This window comes from Mycetocola miduiensis, from assembly GCF_900115155.1.
Classification (GTDB): Bacteria; Actinomycetota; Actinomycetes; order Actinomycetales; family Microbacteriaceae; genus Mycetocola_A; species Mycetocola_A miduiensis.
Genome location: NZ_FOVM01000004.1, coordinates 263,470 through 279,904, shown reverse-complemented (window position 1 = coordinate 279,904; position 16,435 = coordinate 263,470). Strand labels below are relative to the sequence as shown.

Genomic DNA, 16,435 nt, shown 5'->3' with positions numbered 1-16,435 from the left:
GGAGCCGACGTTCGACCGACTAGACCGCAGAGGCGTCACGCTTGTCGTCGATGTTCTTCACGAGGCGCCAGGCGAGCGGAACGATTGATGCCGCGAGGAGCCACTTCACAACGCCGCCGAGGATGAACGGGTAGAAGCCGAAGGCAAGAAGCGAACCGATGTCGGTCGGCAGGCCCATGGTGCCGAGGATCATGCCCATGTACGGAATTCCGAACAGGAAGGGCACGACGCTTGCGCCGAGGAAGGCGAAGAGCGACAGCACCGGGCGCTTGTCCCAGTTACGCTCAGCCAGCCAGCCGATGAAGGCGGCGGCGGCGATGAATCCGATGATGAAACCGAAGGAGGGCTTGGCGAGGGCGATGAGACCACCGGTGCCACCAGCGAAGATCGGCAGGCCGGCGAGGCCCAGGAGCATGTAGGTGGCGAGCGAAACGGCACCGCGCCAGGCTCCGAGTGAGGCGCCGACGAGCATCACACCGAGCGTCTGCCCCGAGACGGGAACCGGCCACATCGGGATCTCGATGAGGGCTGTTGCGCTCACAACGGCGACACCGGCCAGCATGAGGGCGATGTTGTTGGTGACGCTGCGGGGAACAACCCGGTCGGCCAGGGTCAGTCGTGAAGGGGCAAGCGTTGCGGTCGTCATTCGTTCTCCCGTGTCCGGCACTCGGCCCGCGATTGCGGCACCGCACAACACACTATCCGGAAAAACAGCGCCGCGATGTGTGGCCTCCGCTCAACGCCCGGCGATGAACTGTGAAGGTTTCCTCTAAGCGCAGCGGGGACGTGACGTGCCGCTGAGGCGACCGTGAACCGCGAGCGCAACGGCGGTTGCCCGCACATTGTGCACTCGCAAACCCCAGATACCGGTATCAGCGAGCAGCGCGCTGATCACGGCGGTGGGCAGGTCCCGGTCCGTCATGCTGGCGCCATCCTCGAGGAGGGCTCCGACGAATCGCTTGCGGGACGCGCCAATGAGGAGCGGCAGCCCGATCGACTGCAGTTCGTCCAACCGCGAGAGAATCTCCCAGTTGTGGTCGGATGTCTTGGCGAATCCGAGGCCTGGGTCGAGGATGATCCGCTCGCGGGCAACCCCTGCGGCTTCGACGGCGGCGAGTCGAGCAACCAGCTCGGCGCGGACGTCAGAGACGACATCGTCGTAGTCCGACCGGGAATCCATTTCTGTGCTGTGGCCGCGCCAGTGGCTGAGCAAAAAAAGTGCGCCTGACTCGGCGGCGACCGACGCCATGAGCGGGTCTGCGAGGCCGCCAGACACGTCGTTAATGATCTCCGCCCCCGCCTTGACCGAAGCCCTGGCTGTGTCGGCGTTCATCGTGTCGACGGACAGGCGGATGCCGTCGGCCGAGAGCGCCCGCAGCACCGGAAGGATGCGACGCTGTTCCTCGGCGCTCCCGATGCGCTCGGCTCCCGGCCGGGTCGACTCGCCGCCGACGTCGATGAGATCGGCGCCGTCTGCAACCAGACTCCGGCCGTGGGCGATCGCCGCCGCATGGTCGAGGTATTGACCGCCGTCGCTGAAGGAGTTGGGGGTGACGTTGAGGATGCCCATCACGAGCATCGGGGCTGGAATGCTCTCAGTCATCGACCGGGCCGCCACGGCCGAGCAGCGAAATGATCTCAGCGCGTCGAACCGGATCGGCCAGTTCGCCACGGCTCGCGAGTGTAAGCGTTGACGCCGCCTCCTGGCGCGAACCACGGGCCGAGACACAGCCGTGAACGGCGTCGAGGACGACGAGAACGCCGCGGGCGTCGAGTCCGTGTTCGAGGGTGTTTGCGATCTCCTCGGTGAGCCGCTCCTGGAGCTGTGGCCGGGATGCGAGCGTATCGACGACCCGCGGGATCCGGCCGAGCCCGACGATGCGGTTCCTCGGCAGGTAGGCGACATGGGCGACGCCGAGGAAGGGGAGCAGGTGGTGCTCGCAGATGGAACGGAACGTGATGTCCCGGACGACGACGGCTTCACCCGGTCCGTTGTCGTCGACCGGGACGGCATCCGCCAGGAGGGCGAGCGGGTCCTCGGTGAGCCCGCCGAAGAACTCCTCGTAGGCTTCAGCCACGCGCTCGGGCGTGCGTACGAGCCCGGCCCGGGCCGGATCTTCCCCGATCGCGAGCAGCAATTCCGTGACGGCCCGTTGAATCCTTTTACTGTCCATCCGGGCCCCTTCGGTCTCGCCCAAGGGGCTTATGCCGTTGCCGGTCGCGGGTTCACCTGTGGTGTGCGGGCAACCTTGGAGTCGCTCTCGACGCCGCCGTCTGTGGCTCCTGGGTCGATCGGCGCCTTCGCGAGCGGGACCGCGATCGGGGGATGCTCAGACACGGGGCGTTTGGTGCTCGAGAGCCACTGTGGACGGGGCGGCAGCTTCTTGATGTCGGCGAAGATCTCGGCCAGCTGGTTGTGGTCGAGCGTCTCCTTCTCGAGCAGTTCTGCTGCCAGGCGGTCGAGGATGCTTCGGTTGTCGTTGAGTACCTGCCAGGCCTCGTCGTGGGCCTGTTCGATCAGCACGCGGACCTCGGCGTCGACGGTCTCGGCGATCTGCTCCGAGTAGTCACGCTGGTGACCCATGTCGCGCCCGAGGAAGACCTCTCCGCTCGACTGCCCGAGTTTAATTGCTCCGACATTGGCGCTCATGCCGTACTCGGTGACCATCTTGCGGGCGATGCCCGTTGCCTTCTCGATGTCATTGGAGGCGCCGGTGGTGGGGTCGTGGAAGACCATTTCCTCGGCGACGCGACCACCCATCGCATAGGTCAGCTGGTCGAGCAGTTCGTTCCGCGTGACGGAGTACTTGTCTTCGAGCGGGAGCACCATCGTGTAGCCGAGAGCCCGTCCACGCGGGAGGATGGTGACTTTGGTCACCGGGTCGGTGTTGCGCATCGCCGCTGCGGCGAGGGCGTGGCCACCCTCGTGATACGCGGTGATCAGCTTTTCCTGGTCCTTCATCACCCGACTGCGGCGCTGCGGACCGGCCATCACGCGGTCGACGGCCTCGTCGAGAGCCCTGTTGTCGATGATCTGCGCGTTCGATCGCGCGGTGAGAAGCGCGGCCTCGTTGAGCACGTTGGCCAGGTCGGCGCCTGTGAAGCCCGGGGTTTTGCGGGCGAGCACGTCGAGGTCGACGCTCTCGGCCATCGGCTTGCCCTTGGCGTGTACCTCGAGGATGCGGGTGCGACCCTTGAGGTCTGGGGCGTCGACTCCGATCTGGCGGTCGAAGCGACCGGGACGGAGCAGTGCAGGGTCAAGAATGTCCGGGCGGTTGGTCGCGGCGATCATGATTACGTTCGCCTTGGGGTCGAAGCCGTCCATCTCGACGAGCAGCTGGTTGAGCGTCTGCTCGCGCTCGTCGTGCCCGCCACCCATACCGGCGCCGCGGTGACGCCCGACGGCGTCGATCTCGTCGACGAAGATGATGGCTGGCGAGTTCTCCTTGGCCTGGGTGAACAGGTCACGGACGCGGCTCGCGCCGACACCGACGAACATCTCAACGAAGTCCGAACCGGAGATCGAGTAGAACGGGACGCCGGCTTCACCGGCGACGGCACGGGCGAGGAGCGTCTTTCCTGTCCCGGGAGGGCCGTACAGCAGGACGCCCTTCGGAATGCGTGCGCCGACCGCCTGGAACCGTGCGGGCTCCTTGAGGAAGTCCTTGATCTCTTCAAGTTCTTCGATCGCCTCGTCGCTACCGGCGACATCCGCGAAGGTGACCTTCGGCGACTCCTTGGAGACGAGCTTCGCCTTCGACTTGCCGAACTGCATGACCTTCGATCCGCCGCCCTGCATGCTCGACAGCATGATCCAGAAGAAGACACCGATGAGCAGGAGCGGAAGGAGCAGCCCGAGCGCCGACAACCACCAGCTGGGCTGCGGCACCTTGTCGGTGAACCCGTCGCTCGGCGCGGCCGCATCCACGGCGGCGACGACATCGTCGGCCCGCGCGGTGAGGTAGTAGAACTGCACGGCGGTGCCGTTCTCGCCGTCCGCTTTCGCGAGGGTGAGGTCGGCGCGGTTGTCGCCTTCAGTGAGCGTCACCTCGGTGACCTTGCCGTCCTTGAGGAGCTCGAGACCATGATCGGTCGAGACCTCTCGCATACCGTTCACGTTGAGCAGGCTTGACCCGACCCAGAAAACGATGATGGCGATCAGGATGTAAGGCAGCGGGCCTTTGAAGATGCGCTTAAAGTTCATAGTTCGGATGAGCGGATGCCCAACACCTTTCTGAAGGTACGGCGAAGCGTCTGACGCCCCGTGAAGTCAAGGGTATCGCCAGAACGCTGGACGCGGCCTCTATGTTCGCCGAAGGGGGAACGGGGACGGCTCAGGCGTAAACGTGCGGCGCCAGAACGGCGACGTCGCGCAGGTTGCGGTAACGCTCGTTGAAGTCCAGGCCGTAGCCGACGACGAAGTCGGTCGGGATGTCGAAGCCGACATACTTGCAGTCGATCTCGACCTTCGCGGCCTCCGGTTTGCGGAGCAACGCGCAGACCTCGATGGATGCCGCACCGCGCGAGGCGAAGTTCTCGAGGAGCCAGGACAGCGTGAGTCCCGAGTCGATGATGTCTTCCACGATGAGGACGTGGCGGTCAGTGAGGTCGGAGTCGAGGTCCTTACGGATCTGCACGACACCGCTGGACTTGGTGCCGGCGCCATAGGACGAGACGGCCATCCAGTCGATCGACACATGGCTGGTCAGTGCACGGGAGAGGTCGGCCATGACCATGACCGCGCCCTTGAGAACTCCGACGAGCAGAAGGTCCTTGCCGACGTAGTCGGCGTCGATGCGGGCGGCGAGCTCAACCAGCTTCTCCTGGATCTGCTCCTCTGTGACGAGGACGGTCGTGAGGTCGCGTGAGATTTCGCTCGATTCCATGCGCTTATCTTATCCGCGAGCGGTGAACACCAGCAGCGCGCCCTGGCGCGAGACACGGATGCCTGGGACGTCGATCGGGCCCTGCCCGCGCCAGTCGGTGACCAGTCGCGCGACCTCGAGCGTGTGCCCTCGATCAAGGGACCTGCCGAACTCACTGAACGCCACAAGCCGGATGATCCGGTTGCGGAGCGCAGCCGGATTCGCCGCCAGGGCGCCGACATCCACCGCGATGCCCGCCTCCGCCGGTTCGCAGATCTCCTCGATGATCTCCAGCACCATGTGGTCGAGCGCCTCGGAGTCCTCCCGCAACTGCTCGGCCGTTCGTGCCAGAGCTTCTGCCACACCCGGGCCGAGTTCCCGTTCGAGAACCGGAAGCACCGCATTGCGCACCCGAACCCGGGTGAATCGCGGGTCCGCGTTGTGCGGGTCGGCCCACGCCCGGAGGCCTTCGGCCGCACACGCAGCATGCGTTACCTCCCGGCGGACCTCCAGCAACGGCCGAAGGTACAGACCCGCCACCGGGGACATCCCCCGCAGGCTCGTTGCTCCCGATCCCCTCGCCAGCCCGAGCAGCACGGTCTCGGCCTGGTCGTCAAGGGTGTGCCCGAGGAGGACCCGGCGGGCATCCGTCGACTCGGCTACCTGCGCAATCGCGCCGTACCGGGCGTCGCGAGCTGCGGCTTCAGGGCCGCTCCCCGGAGCGACGTCCACTCTCCTGACTACGACGGGGTCCAGCCCGAGCTGCTCGGCGGCCGCCTTCGCCTGCGCCGCGATGGTCTCGGAGCCTGGCTGGAGGCCGTGGTCGATAATCACGGCGCCGGCCCGGATGCCCATGCGTGGTGCCTCGAAAGCTGTCGCCGCCGCCAGAGCGAGCGAATCGGGCCCGCCGCTCAGGGCAACGAGCACAAGATCGTCCTCGCGCAGGCCCGAGTCTCGGGCAGCCGTGAGCGCGCGGCGCACAGCGACCCGCACGTCTGCGACGGCCGGGGAGAGCGGCGGACGGGCAATCGAACTGTTGTCAGGCATCAAGTAACGTTATTGCAGACTTTCAGACAAAAGAGGAGTACACCTTCATGGCCGGATATGACGTCGTCGTAGAAATCCCCAAGGGCAGCCGCAACAAGTACGAGGTCGACCACGAAACAGGTCGGGTCTACCTGGACCGCGTCCTGTTCACCGCCTTCAGCTACCCCGTGGATTACGGGTACTTCGAAAACACGCTCGGCCTCGACGGTGACCCCGTCGACGCGCTTGTGCTTCTCGAGTACCCCGTTTTCCCGGGCGTCGGAATCAAGGTGCGCCCCGTCGGCGTGCTAAACATGAGCGACGAAGCCGGCTCTGACGCGAAGGTCCTCTGCGTCCAGGAGAAGGACCCGCGCTGGGCGCACATCCAGGACATCACCGACGTTCCGGAGCAGACTCGCCAGGAGTTCGAGCACTTCTTCGCCCGCTACAAGGACCTCGAGCCCAACAAATGGGTGAAGATCGAGGGCTGGGGCGACGCGGCAGAAGCCACAGCGATCGTCGAAGCCGGCATCGTGAAGCTCCGCGAAGAAGGCAGCCACTAGGCATCCGACCGGCATCCGAAAACCCCGCGGCTCTTCGAAGAGCTGCGGGGTTTTCGAGTTCCGGTCAGATCAGAACAGGGAAGGTAGCGAGGATCACCATCCCGGCGACGGCTACAACGATGCCGAGGCCGAGCAGGAACCACCCGGCGCAGGGCGACGTGCTCCGCTGCGACATCGCCGTGAAGAACAAAACCATGGCGAAGAGCACGGTGAGGATTGAGTAGTTGTCGCCGCGATGATTGCTTTGAAGCGCTGCGTCGAACTTCGCGTCGGCGCGATCGGAGGCCGCTGCCGCCTCCTCGGTGCCGGCTGGAACGTACGACGGGTCGCGAAACGGCGATGCCAGTTCCTGCCCGCCGGCTTGCGAGTGGTCGAAAGCGACGGCCAAGTCGGGCGAGAATCGATCGCTGACGTAGTCGGCGAGTGCACTGTCTCCGCGCGCTGTCGCGAGGACCCACTCCGTGTAGATGGCGAGGTCGACCGCCCGGGCGTCCCGCGACGCGCTCGCGAAGTCGACCGACTGGATCCTCGCACCAGAGGCCTGACTGAACTGAATCGACATCTGTCCGCCCCATTTCGAGGACTCGAACCCGCACCATGCGGTGAGTATGGCGGTGACCGCGAGAAGAAACACGATCAGGATTTCTCGCGCCTCGCCCCAGCGCCGCCGTGTCGGTGTGTCGTGGTCAGCCCTTGCCGCCATCGCGCGTCCATTCGTCACGGATTACCACTGCAAACAGGCACACGCTATCGATCCACCACGCCTCGCGAATCATCCGGCCGGGGTGAGCGAAACACCGTCTGCGAGCTCGTTTTGGCAAATCGCGCTCGGACCCGTATGCTTCTTCTCGGTAGTTACGGAGCCTTCACCGGCTCTCGGCCCCATCGTTTAGTGGCCTAGGACGCCGCCCTTTCACGGCGGTAGCACGGGTTCGAATCCCGTTGGGGTCACATAGCTACTACACTCAGTACAAGTAAAAAAGTAAGGCCCTGTAGCGCAGTTGGTTAGCGTGCCGCCCTGTCACGGCGGAGGTCGCGGGTTCAAGTCCCGTCAGGGTCGCTGAGGAGAAGAGCCCTTCCGAAAGGAAGGGTTTTTCACCTTTCGGCGGCGAAAGTTGCCTGGCTCTGTAGCTCAGTTGGTAGAGCGTTCGACTGAAAATCGAAAGGTCACCGGATCGATGCCGGTCGGAGCCACTGGCCCTTTCCCTAGGCTTCTACTGGGGAGAGGGCCTTTTTCTTTGCCCTCAAATGTAGGCCAAAAATGGGCTTAGTCCACTCGTAACTGCACCCCATCGCTAAAAAGCGCCCCCACTCCCCCACTTCGGGCGGCAACCAGGAGCCTTCTAATCTCTTGGTCGCAGGTTCCAATCCTGCCGGGGGCACATATAAACACTGGGAAGTAGCTCCACTGGACAGCTCACGCATAGCAACCCTCACAGCAACGTCACCCGAAAACTGTACATTCGGCCTGTTTAAAGGGAACCCTAAACCCAGTACATGTTTAGGGTTTCCTGTTCACCCAGAAAAGGCCCCGCCCGATCCGAAGATCAGGCGGGGCTAGTCGTAGCTCTCTGACGCTGGTTCCGGGGATGTAGTCCTGCTCGCTCACTCCTTCACCTGCTTACGCAGGTGTTCCATGCCGAGCTCACGGGCCTCGTCGCCAGTAATGTCGCCGGCGATCTGCTTGCGCATGAGATCTCGCAGGTACGGATCCTCGAGGCGGTGCCCGGCGGAACCGTTGATGCCGTCGATGCGGGCCATTTCCGCGTCGATTTCGGCCTCGGTGGGCCGCTTGGGTGGGGTGCTGTTTTCAGCCATGCTGAACCTTTCGTTCGGGGTGTGCGTACGCTGCGTTCCTGCCAAGAACCGTCCGCAGACGAGGAAGAGAATCCCCCGAGGAGCGGATGCTCCCCGGGGGATTCAGTGTTACCGGCACAGGCTCGGGAGCCTGTAGCTCGGGCTAGGCGCGCCGCCCGTTGGCGACGTGGCCCGTACCTCCATCCACCGTTGGTGGACGAGGGGGTTGTTGCGGGGCAGGACGGTTACGGGCAGGGAACCTGTATCCCGACACCATTGCTGTTGACGCCCCAGCAGACGCCGTTGTTGCCGCCACCAGGACCGACCTGGCCTCCGCCGCTTGGCCGCTTGGGTGGGGTGTAACTGCCACCGCCACCGCTGCTGGGGGGTTTGCTGTATCCGCCGCCGCTGCTCTTCTTGGTGCCTCCGCCGGAGGATCCGGAGCTTACGCCACCGGAGTTCTGGCGAGCAGCTTTCTGGCGCGCTGCTTCTTCGGCAGCTTTCCGAGCAGCCTCAGCCTCCGCGGCAACCCGCGCGGCTTCCTTCTCAGCTGCGATGCGTGCGGCTTCGCGTTCGGCCGCGATGCGGGTGGCCTCTTCGGTCTGGAACACGGCGAAGTCGTCAGTCAGCGCGGTGACACTCGCGTCGAGCGTCTTGGCAGCAGTCTTGACCTTCGCCGTCGCGGCCGTGATGGACGCGACGTCCTCACGCGAGGTGCACTCGGTGAGGATCGTGTTGGCCTTGCCGAGGGCAGAACCGCTGTCAGTCACGCCGGCGATGAATTCAGCACCGCTCGGTCGAGCAGGAACGGCTTCGACGGCAGCCACGGCGGTGACGCCTTCGCTTGCCTCAACAGCAGGCACAGCCTCGACGGCTTCGGTTCCGGGATGCTCCGCGTACTTGCGGCTCTTCTCGGCTTCAGCCGGGAGAGTTGTGCTTTCCACGGCCTCGAGCGCGTCGGATGCCGACGCGAAAGATGCCTTCGCGGCCTTGGCCGCCTTGCTGCCGTCCTTCAGGACAGCGACGCACTGGCGGTCGGTCTCTTTGGCGTACGCACTGACCGCGCCCACGGAGACGAGTCCGCCGGCGAGGATCAGCACCGCCGCGATGAGGAAGGCAAGGTGCTTCTTGCCGTACTTCGGCGACGTCGTGTTCTTGGTACTGATCTCGTCAGTCATGGTCATCATCTCCTTCTGGGGATAGTTGGTGGGTGGTTGAGGGGACGTGCTCGTGTTGCTGACTATCGGCCGTTGCCGAAGTCAGGGCAGGTGGACGAGAGGTCAGTGCCGACGCCTTGGGCGCCGGTTTGCCATTCGTAGAACTCACCCGAGTCATCGGCCATGTAGGCGAAGCCGGCTTCGAGCAGACGCGGGTAATAGTGGAGGGTCAGGAAGACTCCGTTCTCGATGCCTGCGTCGTCCGGGTTCTCAGCAAAAAACCGCTTCGCAAAAGCGAGAGTCTGTGCGTATCCGCACTCGTTCTCGGTGGGAGTGACGAGCTTTGTGGTGGCGCTGAGCTCGGCGGTGATCTCACCCGAGTAACCCCTGGTCTCCCGCTCGAATGCTCGGGGTTCGACGAGGAAGGCCCTGGGGTCAATGACCTCGGTGACGGTGACGGCGACGCTGACCTTGGTCGCTCCCCGGAAGGCTTCCTCGGGCGACGAGGTTTGCGTGGGCGCGGTCTCTTCGACGGTCGAACTCGGCGTGAGGCCAGCCTTGGCGCTCGGCTCGGATGCGGCGCAGCCGGCGAGCAGGGTGGTCGCAAGGACCACGATGGTGGCGACGCGCGCCTTCTGTGCAATGTGCATGAGTGTTCAACCGTTCGTGTCTCGGAATGTGCGCGCGTTTTCGAGCGCATTCTCAGTGTTTCGTTGGGCACGCTCGTGCTCGCACACGAGAGGAGGCTCCAAGGGAGCGGATGCTCCCCGGTGGATTCAGCGTTCTGCATCAGTGAAGGGCTCGTGTTGACTATCGGCTATCCACCGAAGCCGGACAGGTGGCCCACAGGCCTGACGAAGCCACCCTCGCCCATGTAGACGACTTCGGGTCGCGATGCGGGCACCTCGTCGTACCCGCGTACCGGCAGCGTTCTCGAGCGGAAGCGGCACGACACGAAGCATCCGGACGGTTGCCCGATGAGTGAGCGGAGAGGCTCAGCCTCCGAAGGCATCAGAGAGCAGCGTCTCCGCGACACTTTGCAGGTCATGGCGCTCTTGGCTACTGCGGATTTCGCATCGGTCACCAGGACATGGTTTATGGGCATGAACCGTCAATTGAATGGTGCCTTCGTCGATGCCGGGTACAGCTAGAGTGCGGCGCACGCTGCTCCTGCGATCACTCAGCGGAAAGATCATCACGTGAGTTCCGGGGACCCGGACGAGCCCCCACGTTTTCCCCACTGGGTGGGGTTGTATGCCCTGCGACCCCACCCTCCCTCCGCCGCGTGACGATTCCTCCGGCACCCTGAGCATCCGGATCACGCAGCCGGCGCTGCCCGGACCCCCTCACCAGCGAGCGCGCGTTTGGAATTCGGTTGCTGCGTTCGCATATCGGGTTGCAGGGTCCCCTTCGTGCAGGGAGCCCGCGACGTGCGCACCGATGCGGCGGCCCCACAGCGCGTACGTGCGAGAAGTGAGGTCTGAGGCGGCATCCAACGAAATCATGGGCGTGTTTGACTGTGCGCAAATGTGACTGGTCTCGATATCGAGCATTCGCGCGTGACTACCCGTGAGAAAGCGCGCAAATGGGGAGAGCGACCGTGCCACATGGAGATTGGCGGCGCTGGTCACGGACACGGATGCGGTGCTCCCTGAGTTCAAGGCGTGCACCAGAGCGGTCATGTCGCGCTGCCAACTGCGGCGAGGGGTCAGGCAGAAAGCATCGGTTGTGGCGAGCATGAGGACGATGGCGTCGTAGCCGTCGAGATTTAGGCCGTCGAGTCGTCTGAGGATCGAGCGAGCCGACGCGGCCGGCTGCGCCGCCACCGTCACCACAACACCGCGCTCAAGGCGTCCGGCAATGTTCCTGGCCAGGTGTCCAGCGAATCCCAGCTGGTGGGTCCGCACGCCGCAACCCGCCGCTGGTCCGTCGCCAATGACAAGGATTCGGACGGGGTGGTTTCCGGCGATGCTGACCTCGGAGGGCCCGGTGGGGTAACGCCACTCGCGTTGGTCCTCCGTTCTGGCTCTGAACCATCCCCAGAAGAGTGGTCCCAGCATTGCCTGCGGATACCGCCGCACCCGATCGGGATCTGACGGATCCCTCCACACTCGTGTTCGCCAGCCAATGGCGGCTCGACAGCCGTCCCTCAACAACCCGGTCACGAAGATTCACTGCAGCCCGCTGCGTCTTCACGGGCAGTGGGCTTCGCAAAATCGTGATCGCGTTTCTTCGCACAGTCGCACTGGACGCGGAAGGTGTGCCCCGAGCCGGCGAGCACGAACACTTCGGCGCGGTGGGTATTTCGGTGGAAACTCATTGTTGCTGGCTTTCAGGCAGGCACCACTTGTGGCGGTGCCGAGTGCTGCGGAACGGCACACTGTGGCCCCGCTCGAAGGGGCCACAGTGCATCGTCGAAGCGGGGCACTTCGACAGCGCTTACTGTATGCGGGGGCACGGCCTGCCCGATATCCGCCCAGCGCCGCGGAGCATCCGATTTGCGGGCGCGATCTCCGCGTTCATTCGCAACAGGTACAACCCCCGCATGCAATCGGACACGGTCGAAATGTTCAGGAGCCGCCGTGTCGCCTCCTCCCGGGATGTCGAACACGCCCGGCAGGTGCTCGGCGAGGTCTTCCTGCCCGTCGACTTCCCGTCGGCGCGGAAATCCGGCAACTTCGACATGCGGCTCAACGCCCTGACGGAGGGCAGGCTCACGTGCGGGCACATGCTGTTTGGGGATGCCCTGCACATCGAGACCGTGCCAGCGCGGTCCTGACGGCTGCCGTCATCGCCGCAGTGTGGTGGACCGTGCTGCTCGCGGTACTCGGCACCGTAGTCCTAGCCGCTAGGACCGCAGTGTTTCGTGCGGGTTCGTCCCGTAGATCTCGCGGTAGTACGACGCGAACTTCGGCATGTGGGCAAATCCCCACCGGTTGGCGATCTCGGCCACGGTGGTGTCTGCCGTGTCCGAGGAGATCAACTCCTGGTGCGCTCCGTCGAGCCTCGCCCTTCTCAGATAGGTCAGCGGCGTCGTCCCCAGTTCCTTCTGGAAGATGTTCTGCAGCCCGCGAGGGCTCAGGCGCGCGGCTGTTGCGATGTCGACGACGGTGATGGCCTCGGGCGCGTGGTCTTCGATGAACTGCAATGCGCGCCGCAGCGACGCGGGTCCGCTATTCAGGCGGCCATCAGCATCCTGCGTTGTTAGACCGAACGCCTCCAGAGCACACGCCAAGAGCACGTCGGTCGCTGACCGCCGGATCACGTCGTTGCGGAACAGTTCATCGTCCGCGATGGCCGTGTCAAGGAATCTTGCCGCAACTGCCCAGTGTTTGGCCGCGTCCGCGGACACCGGCGCGACGAGATCGAACCGGAGCCGAGCGGTTGGGCTGCCCTCCCCGAACGCGATCGCGGCAAGCGCGTCAAGGTCGAGGTATGCCATCGTGAGGTCGAGTCCGACAGAGCTCGACTGCGCGGCCCCAGGCCGCAGCAGGAAGGGACGGGAGGCGTCGATCTCACGGCCGTTGGTTTGTGCCGAGTAGGTTCCCCCGGAGAGCATGCCCACGGCGAGAATGCCGTCGATGTCGACCGCGAAATCCGTCCGAGAACTGATCTGGTAATGGGCGACGCTCGCTCGCTCATCACCGCGGACCTGCTGGCGGAACTGGAACGGCCGATGGCCTTCCACGAGGCGGCCGCGGCGGTAGAAATGCTCGATCAGCGCCTCGGCTTCCGCCGTGTCACTGGTGTGGAAGTCCTCGTCGATTAGCATCCGACTCACCTTTCGGCCACAGGCGGCCCCGGGCCAGCCGCTCCTGAACGCCACGTTTACCAATACGTTACCGGCTCCTCAAACAGCCCCGCGTGGCCTCCAGCCCATGCACAGCCGAATTGCCCCGGTTTTGGGGGTCGTGCGGAATCAGGCTATTTCGTGCGGACGAATGTAGTTTCGAAACAGGCCCTGCTTCGGTGCGGTTGCCGTTCTTCTTCTTCGGGTGAAGACGGGCGGAATGCGGTGGTCCGCGATTATCGGGACCACCCCGAAAGTGTGCCCCTCTTCTTCGGGTAGAGAGGGGCGCGGAAGGAGCGTCATGTATACGCTGACTGGCGAACGCGAACGCTTGCAGTCGGGTGCGCACGAGATGTTTAAGAGCCGGCGCATCGCGTCGGCACAAGGGGTCGAGGAGACCCGACAAGTCCTGTCCGACGTCTTCCTGCCGGTGGAACTCCCCTCCGCCCGCTCAACGAGCACGATCGGCATGGCCCTGAACGGACTGACGGTGGGCGGGACCACGTGCGCCTTTCTGCAGTTTCGGGATGCTGTGCACATCGAGACCGAGCAGGCCGCAAGCTTTCACGTCAACATCCCCACCGCCGGCCGCGCGAGGATGCGGGCGGCCGGTCAGCATCCGGTATTCGGCACATCGCGGACAGCCGCGGTCTTCACGCCGGGAAAACCTGCGGAGCTCCACTTCGGTGAGCGCTTCGCCCTGATCGCACTCATGATCTCGAAAGACCAGCTGCAGCTGGAATTGGGCAACCTGCTCGGTGACCGCGCCGCCCGCCCTCTCGAATTCGAAGGCGAACTGGATCTCACCAGCCGCGGAGGACAGTCGATCCTCCACACCGTCCACCTCATTGACGGCGCAGCATCACGGGCAGACGGCCCGCTCACCCATCCCTTGGCTGCGCAGCAGTTGGAGCGCAGCCTGTTTCAGGCTCTGCTGTTCGCGCAGCCGCACAACTACACGCAGGCGCTGGCTGTGCCGTCACCCGCTGCAGGAAGACTGCCGGTCGCAATGGCGGTGGAGTTGCTGCGCAGTGGCCCCGCTCATCCGTGGACTGTTGCTGAGCTGGCGAGAGAGGTATCAGTCAGTGTCCGCGGCCTGCAGGAAGGATTCCGCCGGACGCTAGATACGACGCCGACGGCATATCTGCGCCGGCTCAGGCTCGAAGCGGTGCGCCGAGACCTGAGCGCGGCTCAGCCAGGCGCGACCAGTGTGACGGATGTCGCTACACGCTGGGGGTTCGTGCACCTGGGCAGATTCTCCGCGGTGTACGCACAAGCTTTCGGGGAGCATCCCTCGACGACCCTGCGTCGCTAGGCGTTGCTCCTGGTCAGATACCCGCGGCTGTCGAAAATCTCCTCGGCCTCCGGCTGCGTATGAACGCAGATAAGCAAGTGTGTGGGCGAGAGGCGGACAGTCAGTTCGTCGAGTTGGCGGTCGAGGTCTTCTCCATGCTCGCCGATGCAACTCGGGTTCGGCTCATTCTTGCGCTTCGCGATGAAGAGCTGTCAGTGAACCACTTGGCGGACATTGTCGACAAATCCCCGGCGGCGGTATCCCAGCACCTGGCGAAACTGCGATTGGCGCGGATCGTCGCGACGCGGCAGGACGGCCAGCGGGTCTTCTATCGGCTCGAGAACGAGCATGCGAGCCGACTTGTCTCTGACGCCATTTTCCAAGCAGAGCACACCCTCGGCGGCACACCACGGCACCACCACCCCACGCGAGAGGTAAGCAAGTGAGCACCCACACCGAGCGGCGCGGTCCGCGCGACCACGACCACGACCACGACTCCGACCCGGGAAGTCACTCCCACCCGACCGGGATCAAGGGGTTCTTCTATGGCCTGTTCGTGCCGCACAGCCACGACGCTGCGAACTCCATCGACGACGCCCTCGAGGCGAGCAAGGAGGGCGTACGGGCGCTGAAGATCAGCCTGGTCATCCTTCTCGCCACCACGGTTCTTCAACTCGGCGTGGTTCTGATCAGCGGCTCCGTTGCACTGCTAGCCGACACTATCCACAACTTCTCCGACGCCCTCACCGCGGTCCCGCTGTGGATTGCGTTCATCCTCGGCCGCCGCGTCGCCACCCGCCGGTACACGTTCGGCTACGGGCGCGCCGAAGATCTGGCCGGCCTTTTCATCGTCGCCGTTATCGCCCTGTCCGCGATTTTGGCGGCATGGCAGTCCATCGACCGCCTCTTCAACCCTCAAGCCCTGCAGAACCTGTGGTGGTTACTCGCCGCCGGGGTGATCGGCTTCATCGGGAACGAGGCCGTCGCGATCTACCGCATTCGCGTCGGGCAGAAGATCGGGTCGGCCGCACTCGTCGCGGACGGCGTCCACGCCCGCACTGACGGATTCACCTCCCTCGCCGTGGTGCTCGGCGCGATCGGCGTCATGCTCGGCTTCCCGCTCGCCGACACGATCATCGGCCTGATCATTTCCGCAGCGATCATCGTCCTCCTGTGGGGCACCGTTCGCAGTATCGGCCGTCGCCTCATGGACGGAATCGAACCGCAACTCGTTGACCGCGCCCAAGCCGCCATCACCGCTTCCGTGGATGTTCTCGCCGTCCAGAAACTGCAACTGCGCTGGGTTGGCCACCGGCTCCAGGGTGCAGCCGTCGTGAAGGTCGCCGACACCACGTTGTCGAACGTTGAGCAGGTGTTACACGAAGCCGAGCACCGACTCACGAAGGCGCTCCCCAACCTGGACGACATGATCATCCGTGCGGTAACCACCGACAGAGTGTCGGTGCCTCATTCACACTGACCCTAGATCGAACCGTTCATTTCGTACACCACAAGCCGCTCGCAAGCCGGACGCCCCAACGCATCAGAACCGAAGTGCGCTACGGTCCCAACCAATAGGAAGTGACTCCCTTGGATAGTGAATGCAGAAGCAGTTGGGAGGCCGATGTCACAACATCACGGCCTCTCAGCTTCCCCTACGCCAGGAGAAGAGAATCAGTCCTAGGAGTTGCGCGCCACTGAGACTGTCGACGAACTCCGCATCTATTCCGCAGATTCAATGGCAGTCCCCGAAAGCGAATGACATCAAAAAGCAGGTTTGATCGGGGGCGATTGAAGCCAGTAGTAGCACGCAGAAACCCTTAGCAGAGCCCTACTCTTACTCGAACAGTCACCGGATCGATGCCGGCCGGAGCCACTGAAACCCCCGTCTAGCTTCTACATGATGGGGGTTGTTTCGTTGCCCCTCCCCGCCTTCGCGGGCC

At 64.4% G+C, this 16,435-nt stretch carries 17 protein-coding genes and 3 tRNA genes; 8 read left to right on the top strand and 12 right to left on the bottom strand.

Annotated features, from left to right (window positions below; translation table 11 throughout):
- Window positions 1-19: 19 nt before the first annotated feature.
- The 6 genes from BM197_RS08930 to tilS all read right to left on the bottom strand — a co-directional run bounded on the left by BM197_RS08930 (window position 20) and on the right by tilS (window position 5,912).
- Complete coding sequence (locus BM197_RS08930) at window positions 20-646, bottom strand: biotin transporter BioY (protein ID WP_090710703.1); 627 nt, start codon at window positions 644-646, stop codon at window positions 20-22.
- A gap of 123 nt (window positions 647-769) precedes the next feature.
- The gene (gene folP / locus BM197_RS08925) at window positions 770-1,603 is read right to left on the bottom strand and encodes a dihydropteroate synthase (RefSeq protein ID WP_245762470.1); all 834 of its coding nucleotides are present in this window, start codon (window positions 1,601-1,603) and stop codon (window positions 770-772) included.
- Complete coding sequence (gene folE, locus BM197_RS08920) at window positions 1,596-2,174, bottom strand: GTP cyclohydrolase I (protein ID WP_090710701.1); 579 nt, start codon at window positions 2,172-2,174, stop codon at window positions 1,596-1,598. Before folE ends, folP begins: the two co-directional genes overlap by 8 nt.
- Before the next feature lie 29 nt (window positions 2,175-2,203).
- The gene (ftsH, locus tag BM197_RS08915; protein WP_090710699.1) at window positions 2,204-4,204 is read right to left on the bottom strand and encodes an ATP-dependent zinc metalloprotease FtsH; all 2,001 of its coding nucleotides are present in this window, start codon (window positions 4,202-4,204) and stop codon (window positions 2,204-2,206) included.
- Between the two features lie 130 nt (window positions 4,205-4,334).
- Window positions 4,335-4,886, bottom strand: a complete 552-nt coding sequence (gene hpt / locus BM197_RS08910) for a hypoxanthine phosphoribosyltransferase (RefSeq protein ID WP_090710697.1) — start codon at window positions 4,884-4,886, stop codon at window positions 4,335-4,337.
- A gap of 9 nt (window positions 4,887-4,895) precedes the next feature.
- Window positions 4,896-5,912, bottom strand: coding sequence for a tRNA lysidine(34) synthetase TilS (gene tilS, locus BM197_RS08905; protein ID WP_090710696.1), 1,017 nt, complete (start codon window positions 5,910-5,912; stop codon window positions 4,896-4,898).
- 47 nt (window positions 5,913-5,959) lie between these two features.
- Between tilS and BM197_RS08900 the strand changes: the two genes are divergently transcribed.
- The gene (locus BM197_RS08900) at window positions 5,960-6,454 is read left to right on the top strand and encodes an inorganic diphosphatase (RefSeq protein ID WP_090710695.1); all 495 of its coding nucleotides are present in this window, start codon (window positions 5,960-5,962) and stop codon (window positions 6,452-6,454) included.
- A gap of 64 nt (window positions 6,455-6,518) precedes the next feature.
- On the opposite strand, the gene BM197_RS08895 is transcribed toward BM197_RS08900, so the two are convergent.
- A complete protein-coding gene (locus tag BM197_RS08895; protein ID WP_245762469.1) occupies window positions 6,519-7,175 on the bottom strand; it encodes a hypothetical protein in 657 nt (218 codons plus the stop codon).
- Between the two features lie 157 nt (window positions 7,176-7,332).
- On the opposite strand from BM197_RS08895, the gene BM197_RS08890 reads away from it, so the two are divergent.
- The 3 genes from BM197_RS08890 (at window position 7,333) to BM197_RS08880 (ending at window position 7,648) form a co-directional block, all read left to right on the top strand.
- Window positions 7,333-7,405: transfer RNA gene (locus BM197_RS08890), tRNA-Glu, on the top strand.
- Between the two features lie 35 nt (window positions 7,406-7,440).
- Window positions 7,441-7,514 (top strand) — tRNA-Asp (locus BM197_RS08885).
- A 61-nt stretch (window positions 7,515-7,575) separates the two neighbouring features.
- Window positions 7,576-7,648: transfer RNA gene (locus BM197_RS08880), tRNA-Phe, on the top strand.
- Window positions 7,649-8,059: 411 nt separating this feature from the next.
- On the opposite strand, the gene BM197_RS08875 is transcribed toward BM197_RS08880, so the two are convergent.
- The 4 genes from BM197_RS08875 to BM197_RS08860 form a co-directional block, all read right to left on the bottom strand.
- Window positions 8,060-8,272, bottom strand: a complete 213-nt coding sequence (locus BM197_RS08875; protein WP_090710691.1) for a hypothetical protein — start codon at window positions 8,270-8,272, stop codon at window positions 8,060-8,062.
- A gap of 224 nt (window positions 8,273-8,496) precedes the next feature.
- Window positions 8,497-9,429, bottom strand: a complete 933-nt coding sequence (locus tag BM197_RS08870; protein ID WP_143095044.1) for a hypothetical protein — start codon at window positions 9,427-9,429, stop codon at window positions 8,497-8,499.
- Window positions 9,430-9,491: 62 nt separating this feature from the next.
- Window positions 9,492-10,058 (bottom strand): hypothetical protein, encoded by a 567-nt coding sequence (locus BM197_RS08865; RefSeq protein WP_090710688.1) that lies wholly within the window; start codon window positions 10,056-10,058, stop codon window positions 9,492-9,494.
- A gap of 696 nt (window positions 10,059-10,754) precedes the next feature.
- Entirely contained in the window at window positions 10,755-11,468 is a 714-nt protein-coding gene (locus BM197_RS08860; protein WP_090710687.1) for an SGNH/GDSL hydrolase family protein, read from the bottom strand.
- Window positions 11,469-11,953: 485 nt separating this feature from the next.
- Here BM197_RS08860 and BM197_RS08855 point away from each other — a divergent pair, with 485 nt between their 5' ends.
- Entirely contained in the window at window positions 11,954-12,187 is a 234-nt protein-coding gene (locus BM197_RS08855) for a hypothetical protein (RefSeq protein WP_143095042.1), read from the top strand.
- A 69-nt stretch (window positions 12,188-12,256) separates the two neighbouring features.
- Here the strand turns inward: BM197_RS08855 and BM197_RS08850 are convergent, their stop codons facing one another.
- On the bottom strand, window positions 12,257-13,180 hold the full coding sequence (locus BM197_RS08850) for a helix-turn-helix transcriptional regulator (protein ID WP_090710683.1): 924 nt from the start codon (window positions 13,178-13,180) through the stop codon (window positions 12,257-12,259).
- Window positions 13,181-13,499: 319 nt separating this feature from the next.
- Between BM197_RS08850 and BM197_RS08845 the strand changes: the two genes are divergently transcribed.
- The 3 genes from BM197_RS08845 to BM197_RS08835 are packed head-to-tail and all read left to right on the top strand — an operon-like array spanning window position 13,500 to window position 15,972.
- The gene (locus tag BM197_RS08845; RefSeq protein WP_245762468.1) at window positions 13,500-14,513 is read left to right on the top strand and encodes an AraC-like ligand-binding domain-containing protein; all 1,014 of its coding nucleotides are present in this window, start codon (window positions 13,500-13,502) and stop codon (window positions 14,511-14,513) included.
- A gap of 59 nt (window positions 14,514-14,572) precedes the next feature.
- On the top strand, window positions 14,573-14,938 hold the full coding sequence (locus BM197_RS08840) for an ArsR/SmtB family transcription factor (RefSeq protein WP_090710682.1): 366 nt from the start codon (window positions 14,573-14,575) through the stop codon (window positions 14,936-14,938).
- Window positions 14,935-15,972: a cation diffusion facilitator family transporter gene (locus BM197_RS08835; protein ID WP_245762467.1), complete on the top strand. Its 1,038-nt coding sequence runs from the start codon at window positions 14,935-14,937 to the stop codon at window positions 15,970-15,972. Before BM197_RS08840 ends, BM197_RS08835 begins: the two co-directional genes overlap by 4 nt.
- The last annotated feature ends 463 nt before the right edge of the window (window positions 15,973-16,435 follow it).